Below are 20,202 nucleotides of genomic sequence, written 5' to 3'. Positions count from 1 at the left end.
TCAAGTCCGGGCGGTGCCAGGACGGTGGCGGGTGAGCCGGAAGTTGGCGTTGGCTGAAGGCGAGGCGGTACGGACCGCGTGTGCTCGTGCGTTGCTGCGAACGGGGCTGGACGAGGCGTCCGGGGAGGTCGTGTCCCGGGCGGTGCTTGCCGAGCGGGTCGGTTGGTGTGCTGATCTGGTGGCGGGCATGGTGGGCGCCCTGCTGGCCGGGCACTGGAACGCGGCTGATGTTGATGTGCTGGCCTCGGGTGTGGATGCCGGTGGTCGGAGGTTGCCGTCGAATGCGTGGATGGCGTTGCGTCGTCTGGGCTGGTCGGCGACCGTTCCGGTGGGTGTGCGGGTCAATGACCGGGTCGTGCGGATGGTTCAGGAGCAGGCGGGGCGTGTTCTGCGGTCGGTGAAGTGGCGTGCTGACCTGACCGCCGGGGTCCTGTCGACGTGGCCGGCCGACCCGCGTCGGCGCGTCCCGGTGGAGTGGGAGCGGGTGCGTGCCTCGATCCCTGGCGGGGAGGGTCTGGCGTCGAGCGTGATTAAGGGTCGTACCCGGCAGGCCGCCGCGTTCCTGGCCGCTAATGGTCGTTTGCCGGTGGATGTGTTCGAGTTGGAAGGCGTGCCGAGGGTTGCGCGGATGTTGTTGTTGGCCGCGTGTGACCGGCAGCAGGCCACGATCGAACGTTCCGAGACGGACCCGGGCAGGGTGCTGCTGCGCCTGCAGTTGCCGACCCGGGCGGATCCGCGTTCGTATCGGGACTGGACGTGGGTGGCCTGCCCGATCAGCCTGCCACCCACGGTTCCCGCCTCGGCGGTGCTGCACCTGCCCACCTTGCGCGTGGCCGGCGGCAAGGTGCACGCCGACATGGCGTACTCGCATCCGGTGCCGAAGGCCCGCCGCGCGGGGCACGAGGTGGCGTTGGGTGTGGACTGGGGGTTGAACACCCTGCTGTCCGCCGGAACCGTCCGCCTCGGGCCCGACGGGCGGATCACCGCGTCAGGGTCCGGTGGCCAGTTCCGGGCCGCCGGTGTCCTGGCCAAACAACACCGGCTGCGCCGACAGAGCGAGCGGCTGCACACCAAAGCCGACCACTACCAGCGGCTCATCGGCGGCGACCAGCAGCACACCCTCGCCGGCAAACACGCGCTCCTGCGCGACGAGATCCAGCACGTGTCCGCCCGCCGCACGAACCTCAACGACGCCCTCGCCTGGGCCGCCGCCCGCTGGACCGTCGACCAGGCCATCGCCGCCACCGCAACCGTCATCTACCTGGAAGACCTCCGGTCTATGGAAGCCCGGGGCATGGGCCACACCATGAACACGCGCCTGTCCCAACAGGTCCGCGGGAAGATCGCCGACCGCATCCGGCACCTCGCCGCCGAGCAGGGCATCGCCGTGGTCACCGTCCCCGCCCGCAACACCTCCAAACACTGCCCCCACTGCCTCACTCCACTACAGCACCGTAAGGCCCCGGACAAGCCGAGCGTGGCGGGCTGGAAGTGGGCCGTCTGCCCCAACACGGACGGCTGTGGTTGGCAGGGCGACCGTGACCACGGGGCATGGCGGCGTATCGCCGCCCGGGGCCTGACCCACCAAGCCAAGACCGTCACCGACAAGACCAGCGGTGCCATGGTGATCCGGTCGGTCGTGGACCAGCTCGAAGTCGCAGCCGTCGTCACCCCCACCGTTTCCAAGATCAGCCGGGTGGACCGGTCGAAGACCGGCCCCACCGTGCGCAAGCCATCACGCCCCGCGCCCAGGCGACGCAGGGCACCCTCCCCCACCCGGCCGCCTCATGGCCGGGTGGGCAAGCGTCCGGAGGGACACGCACCAACGGACCGGCGGCTGCCCCGCGCAGCCCACCGGCACCAGAACGTGACCACGATCAGCACACCCACCACCGGCCACCAGCCACGCGGAGCAGCGCTGGGCGCAGGATTCCATCTCCACGCCCACGCCACTCCACCCAGGTGGGAAACGATCCCGGAAACCTACTCCGACACAGGATCGCTAAGCTGAACAGAGACGCTCGACATGTCGGCCGTCAGGAGGTCCACCTCGGCGCTGGGCGCTCGATGCCGGATCTCCTTGACGGCCGCTCGCCCTCGCTCGGCGTCGCGCCCGACGACGACCACGGTGGCCCCCATCTCGGCCAGCCGGGCCGCCGTCTCCCGCCCAATCCCGCTGGTCCCGCCGGTCACCAGGCACACCTTGCCGGACATGGTGGTCATTGGCCCTCCCGGACGTACCTGCCGCAGCGCCATCTTCTCCACGGCGGCGCCTCGGGTACCAGGTGTGGCCCGACGCCGTCAGCAGACGTGCACGGACATGCCGCTGACAACGCGAGCGTCACACGGCGCCGCTGTCGGTGGGGGCCAAGGTTGTGTGCGCCTAGACGTGGCGGCCGTAGGTGACGGCTTCCCGGACGAGTCGAGGTGCCTTCTCAGCAAGCTGCGGATCTGGCCGTGCTCCCAGCGCGTCGTTGATGGTGGAGAACGCCAGCCGGAACGCGATGAAAGTCGTCGCCTCGAAGATTTCCTGGTCATTGAGACCCGCGTCGCGTAAGCGCTCCACGTGGACCTCGGTCGTGGCATTCGGATCCTGGACGACCTGACGAGACCAACCGGCCAGTGCGGCCTCCCGTCCGGACAGGTCGCTGTCAACGCCTTGCAGCACCCTTGCGGCGGTCGCCTCGTCGCTGAGTTTGGCCAGCCTGGAACCCCATGCCAGTGCACAGTAAGCGTCGCCGCGGGCAGCGGCGGTGGCGGCGACCATCACGGCTACTTCCCTTGGCGACAGGCCTGAATCGGCCATGAGATCAGCACGCAAGGCCTGGAAGGACGCCAGCACATCAGGACGCCAGCACCAGACACGGGTGAGGTTGTTGACGTAGCCGTCGGAGGCGAGATCGCCCTCGTAGGCGTCAGTCACCGCCGGGCTTTGCGGCGGATCGGCGAGGAACGTGGTCGGACGGTTCATGGGGTCAGTGTGCTGCACCCAGCGACCGCGCAAAAGACCGATCAACGACAGCTCGGTAGTCACATTCTTCTCCCGCGAGTCGTGGGTCTCTGCCCGACACGCCCAGATGGTTCTGGTCACGGCGTGCGATCGGCACACCATGATGGTCGCCCTCCCCGCCGGCATGCTCAACTGCCGCGGACCGCTCGTTACGGTCAGTGATGATCATTCGGGCGAACGCGATTCCGGAGCGTCCGGACCTGCCGAGATCAGTGCATCAGTGTGAGGGATGCGGCGCGTTGGGAAGCTTCGACAATTCGTTGCTCGCTTGTTGGAGGCGGCCGTCCACGCACTCGGCGCGGCGGGCGCGGGTCCGGCCCGTAGCAGCGGGTGAAGGAGATAAATGGCTTGCACAGGCGCCGGGCTGAGAGTTTGACTGCTCGCCATGCCTTTCCCCTCACCGATCTTCGTTGCGGGTACGGGTCGTTCGGGAACGTCACGGATCGCCGACATCATCGGCGAACATCCGCTGATCCATCGGATTCCCATGGAGACCCGGTTTCTCATCGACCCGGGTGGCCTGCGGGACCTGGCCGACGCGCTCACCGATCGATACGACCCCACCGTCGGTGAGGACGCCCTGCACCGGCTGAGCGACTTCCTCACCGTACGAGTGCCCGGCCGGCGCGACGATCGCGGCAAGACCGTTCCCGAGCTGGTCGGCGAGCGGCGCTACCGGGACGCGGTGCAACAGCTCTGGCCGCAGTTGATCGCGTACACATACGACGAACCTGCGCCCGCGGAAGGCTTCGGGAACGCCGACCGGCCTGCCGGGCCGTTCGAGCCGCTGAGCCGCCGGCGGGTACTTCCCAGGTATTTCAGCGACCGGGGCGAACTGCTCGGAATTCTGCGGGGCCTGATCGACACCATGTTCGGCGGAGCAGCCGCCGACGCGGGCAAGCCGACCTGGTGCGAGAAGACACCGTTCAACCTGCTGTGCATGGAGTTCCTCTGGGAACTGGTCCCCGAAGCGACCATCGTGCACATCAAGCGTCACCCGGTCTCAGTGCTCGCATCCCACCTGGCCCAGCCATGGGCACCGCCCACCGTCGACGGCGCGCTCGCCTACCTCAAGCCGGTCTACCACCGATGGCTCACCTGGAAGAACACGGTCGACCTGACGGGCAGGCGATACATCGAGGTGAAAGCAGAAGATCTCGCAGCCGACTGGCCCGGGCAGCGCCGCGCCCTGTTCGAACGGCTCAACGTCGACGACTTCGCCACCCCTTCAACTTTTCAGCCGCACAAGCTGACGAACCGCAACGACCAATTCGACGACGAAACCCGCGAGTTCATCGAAGAAGCACTCGGCAAGGTCATCCCGGCCATGGGATATGCGTGACGGCTCTGGCTCTCCAGCTTGACAACGCTGCGTCGCGTCCCTCGAACGCCCGGTAAACGCTGCTTCAGCCGAACCGCATCGCAGACCACCCGTTCCTAACTTTCCGGCCGTCTCTTGAGCCCGCGTTCATGGGCGGGTGCACGCTTCTGCCGCCGACCGTGCGAGCGCCGTCTCAGCACACCGGTCACGCTGAGTGAACGTCGGCCTCGATGCTGTTCCTTGGAAAACGCGCCGAAGCGACGCGCCAGGGCGTCGGCAGACGGCGCGGTCGACCACCGGGGATCGGGGAACAACGTGGGGAGCAGTCGGGTGCGCCGAACGGCCCTGAACCGCGCCCAACGGCATCGAACGGCACTCAACTGCACCCACCACGACCTGCGGCTTCTCGTTTCCCCAGGTCAGGAAACCGTGGCAGCGGTCAGCGGCCGCACGACGTGGTCAAGGTGCGCATGCTCGAACACGCGCGGGCGGGAACGCGAACCGACGGTCCGCGGTGTAGCGGAAGCGTCAGACCCTGCTGCTCCAATGACGCGCGACCTGGTTAGGCCGATCGCCGCCACCCACGACCCGCGGATGGCGGACATTGGGTGTTTCGCCTGAAGGCGGCGGTGGCTGTGGTCTGCTACACCAGCGGCGAAGATCAGAGGATTGGAAAAGCATGGACACCTGGCAGATGATCAAGGTCGAGCGTACGGCACTGGTCGACGCGCTGGACAAGCTTTCCGACAACGACTGGGACAAGCCGTCGTTGTGCACGACCTGGACGGTACGGGAGACCGTCGGGCACCTCGTTGCCACCGCGACGATGACGCCGCCGAAATTCTTCGCCAAGCTGATCGGTAACGGCTTCAACTTCCAGAACATGGTCCGCAAGGACATCGCCCAGGTCACCGCGGGCAGGAGCAACGCCGAGCTGGTGGACCTGCTGCGCTCGCGCGTCGATAAGCGCACGGCACCGCCTGGCCCGACCCTGTCCTGGCTCGGCGAGACGATCGTGCACGGCGAGGACATCTTCCGCGCCCTCGGCGGGTACCACCACCACCCGGTCGAGCACGTGGTGGCGGTGGCCGACTTCTACAAGAACAGCAACCTGCTCATCGGCGCGAAGAACCGGATCGCCGGCGTCAGCCTGCGAGCCACCGACACAGACTGGCAAAACGGCAGCGGCCCCGAGGTCAGCGGACCTATCATCGCGCTGCTGATGGCCATGACTGGCCGCAAGGCCGCACTCGGCGACCTCACGGGTGAGGGTGTGGCCGTTCTCCGCGAGCGCGACTGACCACGCGGCCGGCGGGCGGCAGAGACGCCGGCGCGGGGCGGGAGGCCAGACGATGATGACCGCTTCCCGGTGGCATGGCCGCCCCTGAGGTGGCGGATTGCGTCGGGGAGGCCGGCCAGGTCCGGTGGACGACCGGGGCGACCTGGCCGGCCTCGATGAGCCCGGTCAGCGCCACCAGGGTTCTCCGTGCTCACCTTCGTCACCAGCGTCACCAGCCGCTACCCGAAGTGGTGACAGGGCCAGTGCCCGGAGCTTTCGGTCGAAGCCCTGCGACCACTTCCCGCCGCGCGCCTCGCCGTCGATGAGGACGAGGATGCCCTTCGGCGACAGCACCCGGCGCAGCCGGGACAGCGGCCGGGTGTCGGCGGTGTCGACGACGGCGTCGTAACGGTGTTCGGGGAGGTCGGTGCGAGTTGTCGACCACCTCGTTGGCGCCGAGTCCGTGTACCAGGTCGAGCTTGGCGGGCCCGCCGAGGCCGGTGACATGTGCGCTGGCGACCTTGGCGAGCTGGACGGCGCACGAGCCGACCCCGCCGCCGGCGCTGATCACCAGGACCCGCTGGCCGGGGCGTACCCGTGCGGCGTCGCGGACGGCGGCGGCCTGTTCGAAGCTGAGGGTGGCAGGTTTCACGTTATAGGCACGCAGTGCGATGTGTGGGTTCTTGCCGTCGGCTCGGTGCCCGCAGCCACCGGTCGCTACTGGCTGTGCAATCCTTCGTGCGCGGCACCTTTCGGTAGCGACCGGGCGTTACGGTACGTCACGGATATGCGGTGGGCCTCGGCGCGCGGTCGTGCCGATGAGCGTACGTTCGCCCGGTATCGGGATCCCATAGATTGACAGTGAATAAACCAATCCGATCGAACAGGTTCCCTGTCACCGAGGCCACGTGGGCCCGGGGCAGTGATGGGGATCCAAAGATGCGCGGGAGGCCGTACGACAGCCATGAGCTCTGCACGATCACCTGCTGAGCCCCTCTACTTCACCGAGCGTGGATCGGGGCCGCCCCTCCTGCTCGTGCATGGGTTGATGGTCACCGGCGAGATGTTCGAGCCGGTGATAGAGCACTTCGCCATCCGGCATCGCGTGATCGTGCCCGACCTGCGCGGCCACGGGCGGAGTCGGGGACTTCCGCCACCGTACGCGGCGACGCAGCTTGCACTTGACCTATCACAATTGCTCGACCATCTGGGCATCGACTCCACCACCGTGCTCGGCTACTCCCACGGAGGTGCAATCGCTCAACAGCTGATCCTCGATTTCCCCCGTCGATGCGACCGTCTTGTGCTCGCTTGCACCTTCGCGTTCAACATGGCGACCTGTCGCGAGAAGGTGGAGGGATACCTCCTGCCGCTGATGCTGCAGGTCCTCGGCATGCGGCGGTCGGCCAAGGTGGTCGTCTCACAGGCGTCGCCGCAGCTCGGCAAGGAACGTGCCGACTGGCTCGCCGCCATCATGGCCGACCAGGACCGCACGTTGATGGTGTCCGTCTGGAAGCAGACGATGGCGTTCGACAGCAGGCGCCGGCTGGCGGAGATCGCATGTCCGACGCTCGTCATCGCCGCTTCGAACGATCAAGCGGTGCCGATCCACCACGCGAGGATGCTCCACGACGGCATCGCTGGTTCCCAGCTGGCCATCATCGATGATGCTGACCACGCGCTGATCTGGACACACTCCGACGAGTTCGAGCGTGTGACCGACGGTTTCCTCGGGGCCTGATCGGGCAAGGTCCGCGGCCAGATGGGGTGCCCGCGTGGGTGGTAGCCGGTTCAGGGCGCGGGCCGGACGGATCAGTAACCGGGTTCTCCGCCAGCGACCAGCTGTGCCGCTGCCTCTGCGGGCGTATCGTCGTAGCCCGGCTGGGCCAGGAGTACCGACTGGAAGACCTGGCCCTGCTCCTCATTCGGGTCGTCGTCCGCCGCGAACCGCCGCCACAGCGCCCCAGACCCCGCCACGGCGGAGCCTCGGTGTGGACCGCCGCGTGCCTCATGCTCGGGTGAGCTGCGCGACGATGGCCCCTCCATCGAGCCAGACGTTCTCCCGGCTGATCGCGCCGTCGCGGAATTCGAACACGTGCAGCATGCGGAACACCAGCGATTCGTCGCGGCCCGGCGCACCCAGGAAGCCGTTGGGGAAACGGCCGGTCGCGCGGTGTTCGATGACGCAGAAGTCCTCGCCGTACAGAGTCCGCGTCGCGGTCATGTCCTCGTTGACGAACGCGGCGATCAACTGGTCGTAGAAGGTCTTCGCCGCCGCCGGTCCGGTGACCGGTCCGGTCGGCCAGCCGACCACATCGTGCTCGATGTCGTCGGTGTAGACAGCCACCGTTGCGGCGGAGTCCCCTGCCTTCTCCGCGTCGAGGTGCTGTTCGATCAACTGCTCCATCTCGTGTCGCGAGGTCATGCGTTCCTCCAATAGTACGGTCAGCCGTACTAAAAAAAGTACGGTTGACCGTACTAGACTGTCAAGCATCATGAAACGCCCCGAGGACGAGCCGCAGATCGGCGCGCTGCTGCGCATGGCATGGGAGGCGCTGCACGTCGAGGTGTACGGGCAGCTCCACGCCGCCGGCTTCGACGACCTGCGCGAGGTCCACCGACCGTTGCTGCGCTACCCACCCATCGACGGAATGCGCCCCACCGAGCTTGCCGCACAACTGCGGCTCAGCAAGCAGGCGACCAACGACCTCCTCCGCGACCTCGAGAAGCTCAACTACGTCCGGCTGGACCGCGACCCGTCCGACGGCAGGGCCCGCGTCATCCGGTACACCGACCGGGGCTGGCGCCTCTTTCGAACCGGATCCCAACTGAGCCGCGACGTCGGCCGGCGGTGGGCGCAGGCGATCGGCCAGAAACGGTACGACCAGTTCAGCGCTACGCTGCGGACCATCGTCGAGCTGGGCCGTCCCGCAGAGCAGACGCCGAGCTGACCTGTACCGGCCGGCTGAGCCGCCATCCGCGTCACACGCCGCTCAACGCCGCGTCGGGACTCCTGCGTTCCGCGCGATCTTGAGGTTGTCAACGGTTGCCGTCCGGACGTGCCGATGAGCAGTAAACCGTTTTTCGTTCCCCACGATCGACTGACAGGGTGCCGTGATGGTGTCTAGCCCCTGGCCGATGCGCGTCGGTCTTCTCCATCTTCGGGAAGCGCGCGAGAGCGACATCGAGCAGCTGCTGTCCTTCCGCAACGATCCCGCGGTCAACCGGTTCATGCTCCGCACGAGTGTCGATCCGGGGACGTTCCGCCAGGAGTGGCTGGCTGTGCCAACCAGTGATACCGACTTCTCCTGCGTTGCCGAGGTCGACGGGACTGTTGTCGCGATGGGCTTCCTCAATGTCATAGACGGCATGGGCCAGCCTGGGATGCCGAAGCGCACAGAAGGGGTCATCGGATACATCGTCGAGCCGGGCTCCACGGGGAAGGGCGTGGCGAGTGATCTCGCCCGCGGCCTTCTCGCGGCGGCGTTCGACCGCCTGGGACTTCGGCGTGTCACCGCAAGCTGTAACGCCGACAATCCTGCCTCTGCGCGGGTGCTCGAGAAGACGGGGATGCGGCGTGAGCAACACGGAATCGAGGACTCGTGGCATGCCGCGCTGGGCTGGGTCGACGGCTACCAGTACGCGATGCTCGCACGCGAATGGCACGCCATGCACAGCCCAGATTGAACCCTGAACTGAGGTTTTCCGTCGGGTCTCGCGATCCTGCCGAGCCGTAGCCGGCCTCCAACCGTACGGCGCGACGTCCGCATCTGCCACAGATAATGCGCGGTGCCGAGTGTCACCTGGCTGCGTCTTGGCGTCTGCTGGCTCTCGGCCAGCATCGCCGGCGATCCGGCAGGATTGGTTATCGTTCGAGGCTTTTCGGCTTGTGGATTCTCGTTCTGGTCCGGCTTGGTCGGCATGTCTGCGGTACCTCGCTGCGGCGCGGGACCGCTTCAGCGCATCCGTTTGATCGTGTCGAGGATGTGGCGGGCAGCGGTGGCCACCGCGCAGTCCGGTGTCCGGCAGATCGGGCAGATGCCCTCGGGCGTGGGTCGGTGGTCACGGAGGATCCAACGGGTGGTGAGGGCCAGCCGGTTGAGGATCTGGGCCAGGGACAGGAACGGCGCGGTCATGCTCAGAACACCCCGAGGGCGGCGGCGAGCTGGACGATCGTCGCCGGGGCGTCCGGGTGCCGCGTCACCTCGGCGAGCACCTCGCGGGCCGCGGGTCGGTGTCGTACCTCGGCTGGTGCGGTGCGGTCGGCGTCGAGCAGGACGCGGCCGGCGTTGGCCGGGTCGCCGGCCTGGAGGTAGGCGCGGGCAGCGTCGACCAGGTGCGCGCCGCGATGCTCGGGGGGCAGCCACCGCCAGCCTTCGCGTCCGACGGTCTTCTCGTGCCAGGCGACCGCCTCGCCCGCGTCGCCCAACTCCAGTGCCGCCACGACCCGGGCCGCCGCGACCGAGGTCGGGCCGAATCCGGTCCGGTGGTGGTCGTGGCCGTCGCCCACCTGGGCGGCCAGGTCGGCGGCCTCGTCGAGCAGGTCGGCGGTGGCGTGGTCGTCCCCGTGCCGGGCCGCCGCCAGCGCGGCCTGGACGAGCAGGGTGCCGCACAACGACAGGCGCGACGCGTGACCGCCGTCGAGGTCCGGCGGGGCGATCCGGTACGCGGCGGCCCGCATTGTCGGCGCCGCCGAGCGCGTCCGGCCGGTGGCACGGAGCACCTGCCCGAGCTGCACAGCTGCGGCGGCCACCAGCACCGGATCACCGGTCGCGACGGTCATCGCCCTGTCGGCGGCCAGCCAGGCCAGCTCGGCCGCACCGAGTTTCACCAGCAGCGAGGCGGCTATCCGGTACGCCTCGACCAGCGGCGCCCGCCCCGGCTGCGGCTCGTGGGCGTATCTGCGTTGCGCCCCGATCAGTAACTCCGGCAGCCCGTCGATCAGCTGCGGGTACCGGGCATGCTGGTAGGTGATCCACGCGTGTTCGACGTTGCGGGCCACCTGAACGACGGGCGGCACTTCCCGGCGGGGCACCTGCCGGTCCAGGGCCATCTCGTACCTCGACAGGGCCGCCCGGACGCGGTCCACGCCCTCGGCCCGTTCGTGTACGGCGGAGAGTTGGGCGTCCCGGCCCAACAACACCGCCCGGTCGATCCGTAGGACATTGGAGATGTCCTGGATGGTGGACACCTTGTCGAGAGACCGGGCGCCACGCTCGATCTTGTCGACCCAGCTCTTTGACTTGCCGAGCCGGTCGGCGAACACCTGCTGTGACATCTTCCGCCGACCCCGCCAGTAGGCCACCCGCCGACCGATCGGCAGCAGCTCACTACCCACGACGCCACCCCGGTCGGGCAACGCCCGAGTAGTCTTTCCTGCCGTCATCATCCGATCACGCTAAGCAGCGCCCATCCGGAGATGGGGTACGCGACGTACCCGGTGACGGGGTGTACCTACAGGTCGGTGGCACCGATTCGACGTGCGAGGTCGACTGCCTCGGCGCGTATCGCCGCCGGTGCCTCGCGGCACAGCCGGGTGACCATGTCCTGCGCCACTGGCGAATACCGGACCGTTTCCGGTGACGTCGCCTCGGCTCGCGCGAGCAGGTGAAGCGTCGCCTCCCGTGCACCCTCCAGGTCGGCCGAACGGGCCAGCTCCACGTAGTGCCGACCCCGGCGCTCCGTCGACGGGATCGACGCCGGGTCCAGGGCATGAGCACGACGCTGCGCCTCGTCCGGGTCGCCAAGGTCCACCGCGCACATGACCGCGTACACCTTGACCAGCGGCCGGGACACCCGGGTCCGCAGGCCCACGAAGCCGTCGGGCAACGCCCGGTCGACCACCGTCCGGGCGGCGTCCCAATCCGACCACGCGCCCTGGTCACCGCTACGGGCACGGGTCAGCGCCACGCACAGATGCAGATCGGCCAACATCTCCGCCCACTCGGTACCGCCATCCGCGACCCGCGGCTCGATCAGCCCGCGCGCCTCCCGAAGCCGCTCCAACGCCTCATCGGCGCGGCCAACCGAGCGCAGCAGATGCGCGACGTACCAGCTTGCCTGGGCGATAGCCAGCGGATCGTCCGCGTCCAGGGCGGCGGTCATCCCGCGATCAACGGTCAGCCACACCAACTCCCGGTCGCCGTGCCACGCCAGGTATGCCTGCGCGAGGTGGTACACCTGCGCGAGCAGGGCGAGGCTCGCCCGCCGATCGTCGCCGGTGTGCAGCCGAGCCGCCCGCTGGGTGGCGTCGAGCAGACCGGGCAGGATGTCGCCGGCAGCCGTCCGCTGGTGTCGGGACGTGTGCCAGGTCTGCCAGGCCGAGTCGACCGCGCCGCGCAGGTAGTCGGTGCTCTCCGGTTCGCCGTCGACTGTGATGTGCCAGGCGGTCAACGCGCGGCGGACATCGTGGACGGCGGGATGACTGGCCCGACCATCGAGGGACAGCGCGACGGACGGGCCGAACAGATCACCGAGATCGCGGACCCCGAGATGCGGCGCCAACTGCTGGGCGGCCCGCAGGGTCAACGACCGGCGGCCGTTCTCGATGAACTTCACCGTGGTCGGCGACAGCCCGCTCATACCGGCGAGGCGCTCGCGGGAGAGGCCGGCGGCCCGGCGGAGCCGCTCGACACGCTGACCTGGAGTGGGCTGCTGTTGGCTGGTCACGGAAGACACCTCGCCCGGTCGGGGTACATCGTGTACCCCACGGTACGCGCGGCTAATGGACTGGGAAAGAGCCTGCGCTTTCGTACACCTCGCGCAATGTCGACGCCGCTGCCGTGCTGGTCCGCTCCACCCGTCGGAGCACCTCCCGCGCCCGCCACCAGTTCGATGACGCGACCCGGCCCGAACGGACCGCGTCGACGGCGACCGCGCTGGCCTCGTCCGGCTTGTCGGCGGCCACCAGCGCCATGGCGAGATCAAGACGAGCGGAGGCGGAGCGGCGTGGCCGGTCGCCGCCGTCACCGCGCGGATCCAACTCCGCCAGGGCAGTGCGAGCGACCTGCTCGGCGGCCGGGTCTCCCGCCCACGACAGCGTCGTCGCCGTGTACGCCAACGCCTTCGTCGGGTCGTACCGGTAGTGGTGTTCGGCCCACTCCGGCACGGGCAGGTTGGCGGTCAACCGCTCCAGGCGATCCAGCGCGTCCCGTGTCCGGCGCACGTCACCCAGCCGCGCCCACACCCGTGCTTCCTGGGCGGTCGCCTGGATGTGCGGCGAGCTACCCCGAGGGGCCACTCGCTGGGCCTGCTGGGCAAGGTCGATGGATCGCCGGTAGTCGCCCTGGGTGAGCGATCCCCACGCCTGCGTCTCCAGGCACCACGCCCGAATCTCCGGATGCTCACCGTGCTCGGCGAGCTTCGCGGCGGCGGCCAGGTGCGCGCCGGCGGCGGAACGTTGCAGAAGATCGATGTGCACCGTCGCGCGCAGCACCGTCAACTGCCACCTCAACGTGACGGCCGCAGCGGCGGCCGAGCGTTATTCCGGGAGGGGGCGTCGCCGCATTGCGTGCCTCGCTGCCCTACCCTGCTTTCGTGCCGATCATGGAAGAGAGCCGTCTTGCCGCTGTGGCCAAGATTCGGTATGCGCGGGCCTCAGTAGCCCTCGCAGTCATCGCCGCAGTCATCGCTGGGCTCGGCGGCTATTGGGTCGGGTTGTCCCGTGAGCGGCATTCGGCGACCGCGGTGGTGTTGACGGGGACGGTCACGTGGTCGAACGCGGAGACGCGACTGATCGCGTTTGAGGCGGATGGCGTCGTCAGCAAGCCCGACGATGGAGACTCGGTCTACTCCGTACTCACGGATAGCTGGCAGGGCGTCGAGGGAACGATTCACTCAGATGGCACTTATCCGACATGCCTAGGTGGGGGAGAAAGCCACCCAGTTTCCACGGACCATCACCGCGCCGAGTTGACTGTTATCGACTGGGACACTGGCGGTGCTCAGTGGATGCACGTCGCGGTCCGAATCCGCTGTCTGGACTGACCCCAGTAGGCGCGCCGGCCTTACAGTGGGCATCGTGATCTTTGCCTGGTGGATGGTCGCGGTCCGGTACCGCCGTGCGATCTTCGTGCTGGCGGTGCTGGGCCTGGCAGCGGTGGTCGTTGTCGGCACGCTGTCGCCGACGGAGCCGACCGGCTTGATTCTGGGCATGTTCGCCGCGATGGTGGTGCTTCTCGTGGTGCTGGTGCTGGTGGTCCGGGTCGCCAGGCGGGCTGTTCCCACCGGTCTGGAGGTCACTGGCGGCGCGTTTCGGTCCCCGCGGCCCACCTTCTTCCTGGGCTTGGCCCTGCCGCACCTGTGCGCGATCGCCGTTTTCGTTCTTGCGGGCTCGTGGACGGCGCGGCACGAGCACGCCGCCAACCCTGGGTGGCTGTTGATGGTTGCCCTGATTGCCGCGCCGATCGTGCTCTACCTGCCAGGCCTCTGGCGCGGAGTCGGGGTGATCCTGACTCCGCACGGCATCCGCTCGGATGGCTATTTCGGCACACTGACGATTCCCTGGGATGCCCTGGCCGACGTCCAGCCGCTCCAACCCGCTGACGCTCGCGGCGAGGTTCGGCTCACCTACAACCATCCGGAGCTGCTCCGACGCACCGGCCTGCTGCCGCCCCGAGACCGGATCTACTTCGAGGGCACCGACCGTGACCTGATCGTCGACGCCGTCGCTCACTACGCCGCGCATCCCGCCGCCCGTTCGACGATCGGCAGCCACACCGGCTACGAAGATCTCCAACAGCTACATGCCGACGCTACCCCGGCACGCCGGCGTGCTCCCGAGCCAATACCGTCCCGCTCGAAGATCGCCGGATGGTTTCTCCTCGCCGCCTTCGCCAGCGTGGTGGCGGTCCGGCCGCCTTCGGCGCTGACCGGCTCCCGGATGATGATCGGTCTTGTCGGCCTTCTCTGCTTCCTCGGCGCGGCCGCAGATTTGCACACCCGATCCACGACGCGAAAGCGGACATCAACCTGAAGGCTGGAGGTGCGGTCCCACCCCGCTCACATCTGGGGGCCGGCGTGAGCGGCCGGTGCCGGATAGCATCGACGCATGACCTGGCGATGTTGATCTAACTGTGTAGGCCGAGGCCGTGGGCCGCCGCGGACGCTGTACGACCGGTGTCCGTCTCGTCCCCCGTGGAAGGCCTCGATGCTCCTCGTCTCCGCGCGCCCGTCCGTCGTCCGTCCCCTCGCCGCGACGCTCTACGCGTACGCGTTCCTCACCGACCTCGTCCTGCTCTACCCGGTGTACGCGCTGCTCTTCGCCGACACCGGCCTCTCGGTCGGGCATATCTCCTCGCTGTTCGTCATCTGGTCGGCCACCGGTCTCCTCCTGGAGATCCCCTCCGGCGCCTGGGCCGACGCGGTCTCCCGGCGGCTGCTGCTGTGCCTGGCGCCGCTGCTGCCGGCCGCCGGCTTCGCCCTCTGGGTGCTCGCCCCGTCCTACCCGGCGTTCGCCGTCGGCTTCCTGCTCTGGGGTGCCGGCGGGTCGCTGCGCTCGGGTGCCATCGAGGCGCTGGTCTTCACCGAGCTTGAGCGGCTCGACGCCGCCGGCCGGTACGCCCGCCCGATAGGGCGGGCGAGGACCGCCGAGATGCTCGGTGTGCTCGTCTCGATCGGGCTGGCCGGCCCGGTCCTCGCGCTCGGCGGCTACCGGGCGGTCGGCGCGGCCAGCGTCGCCGCCTGCCTGCTCGTCGCGACCCGGTTCCCCGAGCTGCGCGGGGTCGGTGCCGCCGGCCCGGCCGGGCCGGACGAGACCGCCGGCAAGCACTTCGAGGACGACCGGCCGGGCGAGACAGCTGGCAAGCGTTCCGAGGACGATCGGCCGGACGAGACCGTCGGCCCGCGCCGCGCGGACGACCGGCCCGACGACGCCGGGTGGCTGGCGAGTCTGCGCCTCGGCCTGGCCGAGGCCCGCGCCGACCGCTCCGTCCGGGCCGCGGTGTTGCTGGTCCCGGCCGTCGCCGCGATCTAGGGCGGGCTGGAGGAGTACGCGCCGCTGCTGGCCCGGGACACCGGCGTCGCTGCCGACACCGTGCCGCTGCTGCTCGTGCCGGTGTGGGCGGGTACCACCCTCGGCGGTCTGCTGACCCCGCTGGGGGAGCGGCTGACCAACCGCGGGTACGCGGCCCTGCTCGCGCTGGCGGCGGTGGCCCTGGCGGCCGGCGCGCTGCTCCGCCACCCGGCCGGGTTCGCGCTCGTCGGGGGCGCGTTCGGCGCGTTCCAACTCGCCACGGTGCTCGCCGACGTCCGGCTGCAGTCCACGATCACCGGGCCGAACCGGGCGACCGTCACCTCCGTCGCGGGGATGGCCACCGACCTGACCATCATCGCGGTCTACGCCGGCTACGGCGTTGTCGCGACCGCAGGCGGCAACGCCACGGCCTTCGCGGTGCTCCTGGCGCCGTATCTGGTGGTGGCGCTCTGCCTGGCTTCGCCGGCCCGAGACCGCTGAATCGGTGGTTACCAGACAATATTGGGCCTTCCTGGCTACGGTGAGGGCGGAGGCGGTTGGCAGGACGCGGGGCCGGGACGGAGGCGATACCGGTGACCATGGAAGCAGAACGCACCCTGCGCGGCGAGGAGGTCACCCAGCTGGGTGAACTCGCCGCCCAGTTACGGGTGGACGCGATCCGCTGCAGCACGAAGGCCGGGTCCGGGCACCCGACCTCGAGCTTGTCCGCCGCCGACCTGATGGCGGTGCTGATCGCCCGGCACCTGCGCTATGACTGGGTGAACCCGCCCACCCCGGCCAACGACCATCTGATCTTCTCCAAGGGCCATGCCTCGCCGCTGCTGTACGCGATCCTGCGGGCGGTCGGTGCGATCAGCGAACAGGAGCTGATGGACACCTACCGGCAGCTCGACTCGCGCCTGCAGGGGCACCCCACCCCGGCGTTGCCCTGGGTCGACGTCGCCACCGGCTCGCTCGGCCAGGGGCTGCCCGTCGGGGTCGGGATCGCGCTCGCCGGGCAGTACCTGGACCGCCTGCCGTTCCACGTCTGGGCGCTGTGCGGCGACAGCGAGATGGCCGAGGGCTCGATCTGGGAGGCCCTGGACAAGGCCGGCCACTACGGGCTGCGCAACCTCACCGCGATCGTCGACGTGAACCGGCTGGGGCAGCGCGGGCCGACCGAGCTGGAGTGGGACCTGGACACCTACCGGCGGCGGGTCGAGGCGTTCGGCTGTCACCCGATCGTCATCGACGGCCACGACCTGGTGGCGATCGACGAGGCGTTCGACCAGGCCCGGCAGGCGACGGGCCCGACCGTGGTGCTCGCCCGCACGATCAAGGGGAAGGGGGTGCCCGAGGTCGAGAACCAGCCGGGCTGGCACGGCAAGCCGCTGAAACCCGACATGGCCGAGCGGGCCGTGCAGGCGCTCGGCGGCGTCCGGCAGATCCGGGTCAGCGGGCCAAAGCCCGAGCCCGTCCCGCCCGCCAAAGCCCCCGCCGCGCAGCCGCCCGAGCTGCCGCAGTACGAGAAGGGGGCGCAGGTCGCCACCCGTAACGCGTACGGCGACGCGCTGCGCGCGCTGGGCTCGCGGCCGGACGTGGTCGCGCTGGACGGCGAGGTCAGTGACTCCACCCGCGCCGACAAGTTCGGCGAGGCGTACCCGGACCGGTTCTTCGAGATGTTCATTTCCGAGCAGCAGTTGGTCGCGGCCGCTGTCGGGTTGCAGGTGCGCGGTTACCGGCCCTTCGCCGCGACCTTCGCGGCGTTCCTCTCCCGTGCGTACGACTTCATTCGGATGGCCGCGATCTCCCGGGCGGACCTCGCCCTGTCCGGCTCGCACGCCGGGGTGGAGATCGGGGCGGACGGCCCCTCGCAGATGGGGCTGGAGGACCTTTCCGCCCTGCGCGCCGTACAGGGGTCGACGGTCCTCTATCCAAGCGACGCGGTGTCCTGCGCCGCCCTGGTGGTCCAGATGGCCGACCGCAAGGGCATCGTCTACCTGCGCACCACCCGCGGCAAGTACCCGGTGCTCTACGACAACGGCGACGAGTTCCCGATCGGCGGCAGCAAGCTGCTCCGCTCCGGCAAGAACGACGACGTGGCGCTGATCGGCGCGGGGGTGACCGTGCACAACTGCCTCGCCGCCGCCGACGAACTGGCGCGCGAGGGGATCACCGCCCGGGTCATTGACCTCTACTCGGTCAAGCCCCTGGACCGGCAGCGGCTGCTCGACGCCGTGCGGGACACGGGCGGCCGGCTGGTGGTGGTCGAGGACCACTACCCGGAGGGCGGGCTCGGCTCGGCCGTACTCGAGTCGCTGGCCGACGTCGCCGAGCCGGTGCGGGTCAACCACCTCGCGGTACGCGGGCTGCCCACCTCCGGCACGTCGGCCCAGCTCATGGACCAGGCGGGCATCGGGGTGCACGCCATCGTCGCGGCGGCCCGCGCCCTCTGCTGAGGACCCGGTCGCCGGGAAACAAGCGGCGGTCCAGCAACCGGTTCCCCTACGATCGCCGGATGTCCCAGCCGGCGTACCCGATCCACACCGCGCGACTCACCTTGCGCCCGGTCACGCTGGACGACCTTGACGACGTGTACGCGTATCAGCGCCGACCCGACGTCGCCCGCTGGATGCGCGGCGCCGGGCCGCGTACCCGCGAGCAGTCGCGGGCGTCGGTGCTCGCCATGGCGAGCGATGATGCGCTGCGCGCGGAGGGCGACTGCCTGACGCTGGCCGTGGTCACCGACGACGGGGTGATCGGGACCGTGGAGTTGGTCTGGCGCAGCCGGCTCGACCGCGCGGCTGAGCTCGGGTACGTCTTCCACCCCGACCACGGGGGCCGCGGGCTGGCAACGGAGGCCGCCGCCGCGCTGCTGGACTGGGGGTTCGACGGGTTCGGGCTGCACCGGATCTACGCGCGGTGCCACGGCCGCAACGACGCGTCCGCCCGCCTGATGACCCGCCTCGGCATGCGCCAGGAGGCCCGCCATGTGGAGAGCTACCTGTTTCGGGGAGAGTGGGCTGACCAGCTCGTCTTCGCCATCCTGGCCCGCGAGTGGCGGTCCCGGGCCGCGACCGCGCGGGTCTGACCTTCCATCCGGACGGGCCACGCCGGTTTCCGGCTCTTTGCCCCGGATGCCCGTACCGCGATCGTTTGTGGTCGTCGGTCGCGGGTAGCCACGCTGTCGCCGGGACGGGAGGACGAACATGGCTGACCTGGAGTTCTTCGAGAAGGTGGCGGCACGGGCGAGCGTCCAGTCGGAGACGGCGCGGTCCCTGACCGAGGCCACGTTGCGTACCCTCGCGGAGCGGATCAGCGGCGGCGAGGCTGCGGACCTGGCCGACCACGTGGCCCACGAGCTGCGCCCGCTGCTGGCTCGAGCCCGCCCCGAGGAGCCAGAGGCGTTCGGGTACGACGAGTTCCTGCGGCGGGTGGCGGAGCGGGCGGGGGTGGCCCGGGACGTCGCCGAGCGGGGCGTGTCGGCGGTCCTGCAGACCCTGGACCCGGTGGTCGGGCACCAGCAGTTCGAGCAGGCGCTGTCGCAACTGCCGGCGGAGATCCGGACCATGGCCCAGCCGGTGCCCCGCAGGCCCTGACCGGCCCGGCGGATTGTCCTGGGCGGTGGCATTCCCGCCGGTGGGCCCGCCCTCAGGCGAGCGCGGGCGAGGGTACGCAGCGGCGCGCGTCCAGCAGGTCGGCCCGGGTCGCCATGAACAGGTCCAGGTCGGTCGCCCGCCAACCCGCCGCCAGCAGCGGACGGACGGCGGGGTGCGGCGCCGGCAGGCACACCCGCACGTGGCCGTCCATGCTTTCGAGCGCGGCGAGGACCGCCAGTACGCTGTCGCCGGCCTGGGTGTCCGACAGACGCGGAGCCGGAGCCAGGTGCACCAGGCCGAAGTCGTCGCCCGCGCCCGCCGCGGTGCCGGCCGCCAGCGGCCGGCCGTCGAGGGCCGCGACCAGTGCCGTCCCGTTCGGTCGGCGTGTCCAGGCGTCGTGGTCGGCGCCGCGGTCGACGCCGGTCCAGTCGGCCTCGAACCTGCTGACCGCCTCCGGCGACGACGGCGCCACGGTCCAACCGGCCGGCGACCGCACGGCACTGGGGTCGCCGGCCAGGTACAACAGTGGCCACCAGGCGTCCAGACCGACGCTCGTGTACAGCGGCAACGCGTGCGGGTGCCGGCTGCTGAACGTCATCCGTTGCGCAACCGGCTCGGGCCACAGCTCGGCGAGCAGCGCCCGGCCGCAGCCGTGACCGTGCTGTGCCGGGTCGACGAACAGGTCGCACAGCATCGATGTCACGCCGCCCCGGCCGGCGATGTCCCTGGTCGCCCCGAATCCGATGACCCGGTCCTCGTGGCTCGCGACGGCGACCCGCCCGTGCCGTAGCAGGTGTCCCACGTACGCGGGGTCGGCGCCGGTCCATTCGCCCCGCTGACCCGCCGCCTCGGCGACGCGGGCGATGGCCTCGAGATCACCGAGGGCGGCGCCCCGAACCGTCAGGCCCCGTCCGGATGTGCGACTCGTCATTATTTACCCCATCTTGCCGGTCTGATCGCGGCACCGTTGGACCAGTTCCGCAGTGCCGATCCCGTCGCATTATCGGGTTCGTCAGTACCCGGGCGTGGGGGCTGGCCGGA

General features: G+C 69.8%; 20 protein-coding genes and 2 pseudogenes. 12 read left to right on the top strand and 10 right to left on the bottom strand.

Translation table 11 applies throughout. The annotated features are described in order from the left end of the window. Positions 1-31 precede the first annotated feature (31 nt). Positions 32-2,011, top strand: a complete 1,980-nt coding sequence (locus AB0C02_RS12700) for a zinc ribbon domain-containing protein (RefSeq protein ID WP_357546974.1) — start codon at positions 32-34, stop codon at positions 2,009-2,011. Here AB0C02_RS12700 and AB0C02_RS12695 read toward each other — a convergent pair. Further along, on the bottom strand, positions 1,984-2,223 hold the full coding sequence (locus AB0C02_RS12695; RefSeq protein ID WP_357546966.1) for an SDR family NAD(P)-dependent oxidoreductase: 240 nt from the start codon (positions 2,221-2,223) through the stop codon (positions 1,984-1,986). The genes AB0C02_RS12700 and AB0C02_RS12695 overlap by 28 nt on opposite strands. Positions 2,224-2,383: 160 nt before the next feature. Then, entirely contained in the window at positions 2,384-3,034 is a 651-nt protein-coding gene (locus AB0C02_RS12690) for a carboxymuconolactone decarboxylase family protein (protein WP_357546956.1), read from the bottom strand. Between the two features lie 463 nt (positions 3,035-3,497). Between AB0C02_RS12690 and AB0C02_RS12685 the strand changes: the two genes are divergently transcribed. Together AB0C02_RS12685 and AB0C02_RS12680 are read left to right on the top strand one after the other, a co-directional pair. Further along, entirely contained in the window at positions 3,498-4,352 is an 855-nt protein-coding gene (locus tag AB0C02_RS12685; protein ID WP_357546945.1) for a sulfotransferase, read from the top strand. Positions 4,353-5,010: 658 nt separating this feature from the next. Beyond that, positions 5,011-5,631, top strand: coding sequence for a maleylpyruvate isomerase family mycothiol-dependent enzyme (locus tag AB0C02_RS12680; RefSeq protein WP_357546941.1), 621 nt, complete (start codon positions 5,011-5,013; stop codon positions 5,629-5,631). 165 nt (positions 5,632-5,796) lie between these two features. On the opposite strand, the gene AB0C02_RS12675 is transcribed toward AB0C02_RS12680, so the two are convergent. Continuing rightward, positions 5,797-6,117, bottom strand: coding sequence for a hypothetical protein (locus AB0C02_RS12675; protein WP_357546940.1), 321 nt, complete (start codon positions 6,115-6,117; stop codon positions 5,797-5,799). A gap of 418 nt (positions 6,118-6,535) precedes the next feature. Here AB0C02_RS12675 and AB0C02_RS12670 point away from each other — a divergent pair, with 418 nt between their 5' ends. Then, on the top strand, positions 6,536-7,351 hold the full coding sequence (locus tag AB0C02_RS12670; protein ID WP_357546932.1) for an alpha/beta hydrolase: 816 nt from the start codon (positions 6,536-6,538) through the stop codon (positions 7,349-7,351). A gap of 71 nt (positions 7,352-7,422) precedes the next feature. Here AB0C02_RS12670 and AB0C02_RS12665 read toward each other — a convergent pair whose 3' ends face one another. Together AB0C02_RS12665 and AB0C02_RS12660 are read right to left on the bottom strand one after the other, a co-directional pair. After that, a complete protein-coding gene (locus AB0C02_RS12665) occupies positions 7,423-7,587 on the bottom strand; it encodes a hypothetical protein (RefSeq protein ID WP_357546924.1) in 165 nt (54 codons plus the stop codon). A gap of 31 nt (positions 7,588-7,618) precedes the next feature. Further along, positions 7,619-8,017 carry a nuclear transport factor 2 family protein gene (locus AB0C02_RS12660; protein WP_357546922.1) on the bottom strand — a complete coding sequence of 133 codons (399 nt, stop codon included), beginning with the start codon at positions 8,015-8,017 and terminating at the stop codon, positions 7,619-7,621. Between the two features lie 88 nt (positions 8,018-8,105). On the opposite strand from AB0C02_RS12660, the gene AB0C02_RS12655 reads away from it, so the two are divergent. Both AB0C02_RS12655 and AB0C02_RS12650 read left to right on the top strand, forming a co-directional pair. Beyond that, positions 8,106-8,561: a MarR family transcriptional regulator gene (locus AB0C02_RS12655; protein WP_357546908.1), complete on the top strand. Its 456-nt coding sequence runs from the start codon at positions 8,106-8,108 to the stop codon at positions 8,559-8,561. 166 nt (positions 8,562-8,727) lie between these two features. Beyond that, positions 8,728-9,297 carry a GNAT family protein gene (locus AB0C02_RS12650; protein WP_357546898.1) on the top strand — a complete coding sequence of 190 codons (570 nt, stop codon included), beginning with the start codon at positions 8,728-8,730 and terminating at the stop codon, positions 9,295-9,297. A 269-nt stretch (positions 9,298-9,566) separates the two neighbouring features. Here the strand turns inward: AB0C02_RS12650 and AB0C02_RS12645 are convergent, their stop codons facing one another. The 4 genes and pseudogenes from AB0C02_RS12645 to AB0C02_RS12630 form a co-directional block, all read right to left on the bottom strand. Beyond that, on the bottom strand, positions 9,567-9,746 hold the full coding sequence (locus tag AB0C02_RS12645; protein WP_357546883.1) for a hypothetical protein: 180 nt from the start codon (positions 9,744-9,746) through the stop codon (positions 9,567-9,569). A 2-nt stretch (positions 9,747-9,748) separates the two neighbouring features. After that, the gene (locus AB0C02_RS12640; RefSeq protein WP_357546876.1) at positions 9,749-10,948 is read right to left on the bottom strand and encodes a helix-turn-helix domain-containing protein; all 1,200 of its coding nucleotides are present in this window, start codon (positions 10,946-10,948) and stop codon (positions 9,749-9,751) included. Between the two features lie 116 nt (positions 10,949-11,064). Beyond that, complete coding sequence (locus tag AB0C02_RS12635; protein ID WP_357546871.1) at positions 11,065-12,279, bottom strand: helix-turn-helix transcriptional regulator; 1,215 nt, start codon at positions 12,277-12,279, stop codon at positions 11,065-11,067. Positions 12,280-12,331: 52 nt separating this feature from the next. Further along, positions 12,332-13,057 (bottom strand): annotated as a pseudogene (locus AB0C02_RS12630) (transcriptional regulator); the annotation flags it as partial. 98 nt (positions 13,058-13,155) lie between these two features. Here AB0C02_RS12630 and AB0C02_RS12625 point away from each other — a divergent pair. From AB0C02_RS12625 to AB0C02_RS12600, 6 genes and pseudogenes are all read left to right on the top strand, one after another. Continuing rightward, positions 13,156-13,596: a hypothetical protein gene (locus tag AB0C02_RS12625; RefSeq protein ID WP_357547736.1), complete on the top strand. Its 441-nt coding sequence runs from the start codon at positions 13,156-13,158 to the stop codon at positions 13,594-13,596. Positions 13,597-13,621: 25 nt separating this feature from the next. Further along, a complete protein-coding gene (locus AB0C02_RS12620) occupies positions 13,622-14,584 on the top strand; it encodes a hypothetical protein (RefSeq protein WP_357546864.1) in 963 nt (320 codons plus the stop codon). A 98-nt stretch (positions 14,585-14,682) separates the two neighbouring features. Continuing rightward, positions 14,683-16,063 (top strand): annotated as a pseudogene (locus AB0C02_RS12615) (MFS transporter). A 98-nt stretch (positions 16,064-16,161) separates the two neighbouring features. Continuing rightward, positions 16,162-18,021 carry a transketolase gene (locus AB0C02_RS12610; RefSeq protein WP_357547735.1) on the top strand — a complete coding sequence of 620 codons (1,860 nt, stop codon included), beginning with the start codon at positions 16,162-16,164 and terminating at the stop codon, positions 18,019-18,021. Between the two features lie 59 nt (positions 18,022-18,080). Beyond that, positions 18,081-18,653 carry a GNAT family N-acetyltransferase gene (locus AB0C02_RS12605; RefSeq protein WP_357546851.1) on the top strand — a complete coding sequence of 191 codons (573 nt, stop codon included), beginning with the start codon at positions 18,081-18,083 and terminating at the stop codon, positions 18,651-18,653. A 118-nt stretch (positions 18,654-18,771) separates the two neighbouring features. After that, complete coding sequence (locus AB0C02_RS12600; RefSeq protein ID WP_357546840.1) at positions 18,772-19,161, top strand: DUF2267 domain-containing protein; 390 nt, start codon at positions 18,772-18,774, stop codon at positions 19,159-19,161. Between the two features lie 52 nt (positions 19,162-19,213). On the opposite strand, the gene AB0C02_RS12595 is transcribed toward AB0C02_RS12600, so the two are convergent. Beyond that, the gene (locus AB0C02_RS12595) at positions 19,214-20,092 is read right to left on the bottom strand and encodes a GNAT family N-acetyltransferase (RefSeq protein ID WP_357546836.1); all 879 of its coding nucleotides are present in this window, start codon (positions 20,090-20,092) and stop codon (positions 19,214-19,216) included. Positions 20,093-20,202: the final 110 nt, after the last annotated feature.

Source organism: Micromonospora sp. NPDC048999 (genome assembly GCF_040649295.1).
Classification (GTDB): domain Bacteria; phylum Actinomycetota; class Actinomycetes; order Mycobacteriales; family Micromonosporaceae; genus Micromonospora.
This window is presented reverse-complemented; position numbering and strand designations above follow the sequence as displayed.

What these genes read in the sequence shown, in the direction of transcription:
- AB0C02_RS12695 (WP_357546966.1), bottom strand. Translation starts at nt 2,223, where the DNA reads ATGACCACCATGTCCGGCAAGGTGTGCCTGGTGACCGGCGGGACCAGC.
- AB0C02_RS12685 (WP_357546945.1), top strand. Translation starts at nt 3,498, where the DNA reads ATGGAGACCCGGTTTCTCATCGACCCGGGTGGCCTGCGGGACCTGGCC.
- AB0C02_RS12680 (WP_357546941.1), top strand. Translation starts at nt 5,011, where the DNA reads ATGGACACCTGGCAGATGATCAAGGTCGAGCGTACGGCACTGGTCGAC.
- AB0C02_RS12675 (WP_357546940.1), bottom strand. Translation starts at nt 6,117, where the DNA reads ATGTCACCGGCCTCGGCGGGCCCGCCAAGCTCGACCTGGTACACGGAC.
- AB0C02_RS12670 (WP_357546932.1), top strand. Translation starts at nt 6,536, where the DNA reads ATGGGGATCCAAAGATGCGCGGGAGGCCGTACGACAGCCATGAGCTCT.
- AB0C02_RS12660 (WP_357546922.1), bottom strand. Translation starts at nt 8,017, where the DNA reads ATGGAGCAGTTGATCGAACAGCACCTCGACGCGGAGAAGGCAGGGGAC.
- AB0C02_RS12655 (WP_357546908.1), top strand. Translation starts at nt 8,106, where the DNA reads ATGAAACGCCCCGAGGACGAGCCGCAGATCGGCGCGCTGCTGCGCATG.
- AB0C02_RS12650 (WP_357546898.1), top strand. Translation starts at nt 8,728, where the DNA reads ATGGTGTCTAGCCCCTGGCCGATGCGCGTCGGTCTTCTCCATCTTCGG.
- AB0C02_RS12645 (WP_357546883.1), bottom strand. Translation starts at nt 9,746, where the DNA reads ATGACCGCGCCGTTCCTGTCCCTGGCCCAGATCCTCAACCGGCTGGCC.
- AB0C02_RS12625 (WP_357547736.1), top strand. Translation starts at nt 13,156, where the DNA reads ATGGAAGAGAGCCGTCTTGCCGCTGTGGCCAAGATTCGGTATGCGCGG.
- AB0C02_RS12610 (WP_357547735.1), top strand. Translation starts at nt 16,162, where the DNA reads ATGGAAGCAGAACGCACCCTGCGCGGCGAGGAGGTCACCCAGCTGGGT.
- AB0C02_RS12605 (WP_357546851.1), top strand. Translation starts at nt 18,081, where the DNA reads ATGTCCCAGCCGGCGTACCCGATCCACACCGCGCGACTCACCTTGCGC.
- AB0C02_RS12600 (WP_357546840.1), top strand. Translation starts at nt 18,772, where the DNA reads ATGGCTGACCTGGAGTTCTTCGAGAAGGTGGCGGCACGGGCGAGCGTC.
- AB0C02_RS12595 (WP_357546836.1), bottom strand. Translation starts at nt 20,092, where the DNA reads ATGACGAGTCGCACATCCGGACGGGGCCTGACGGTTCGGGGCGCCGCC.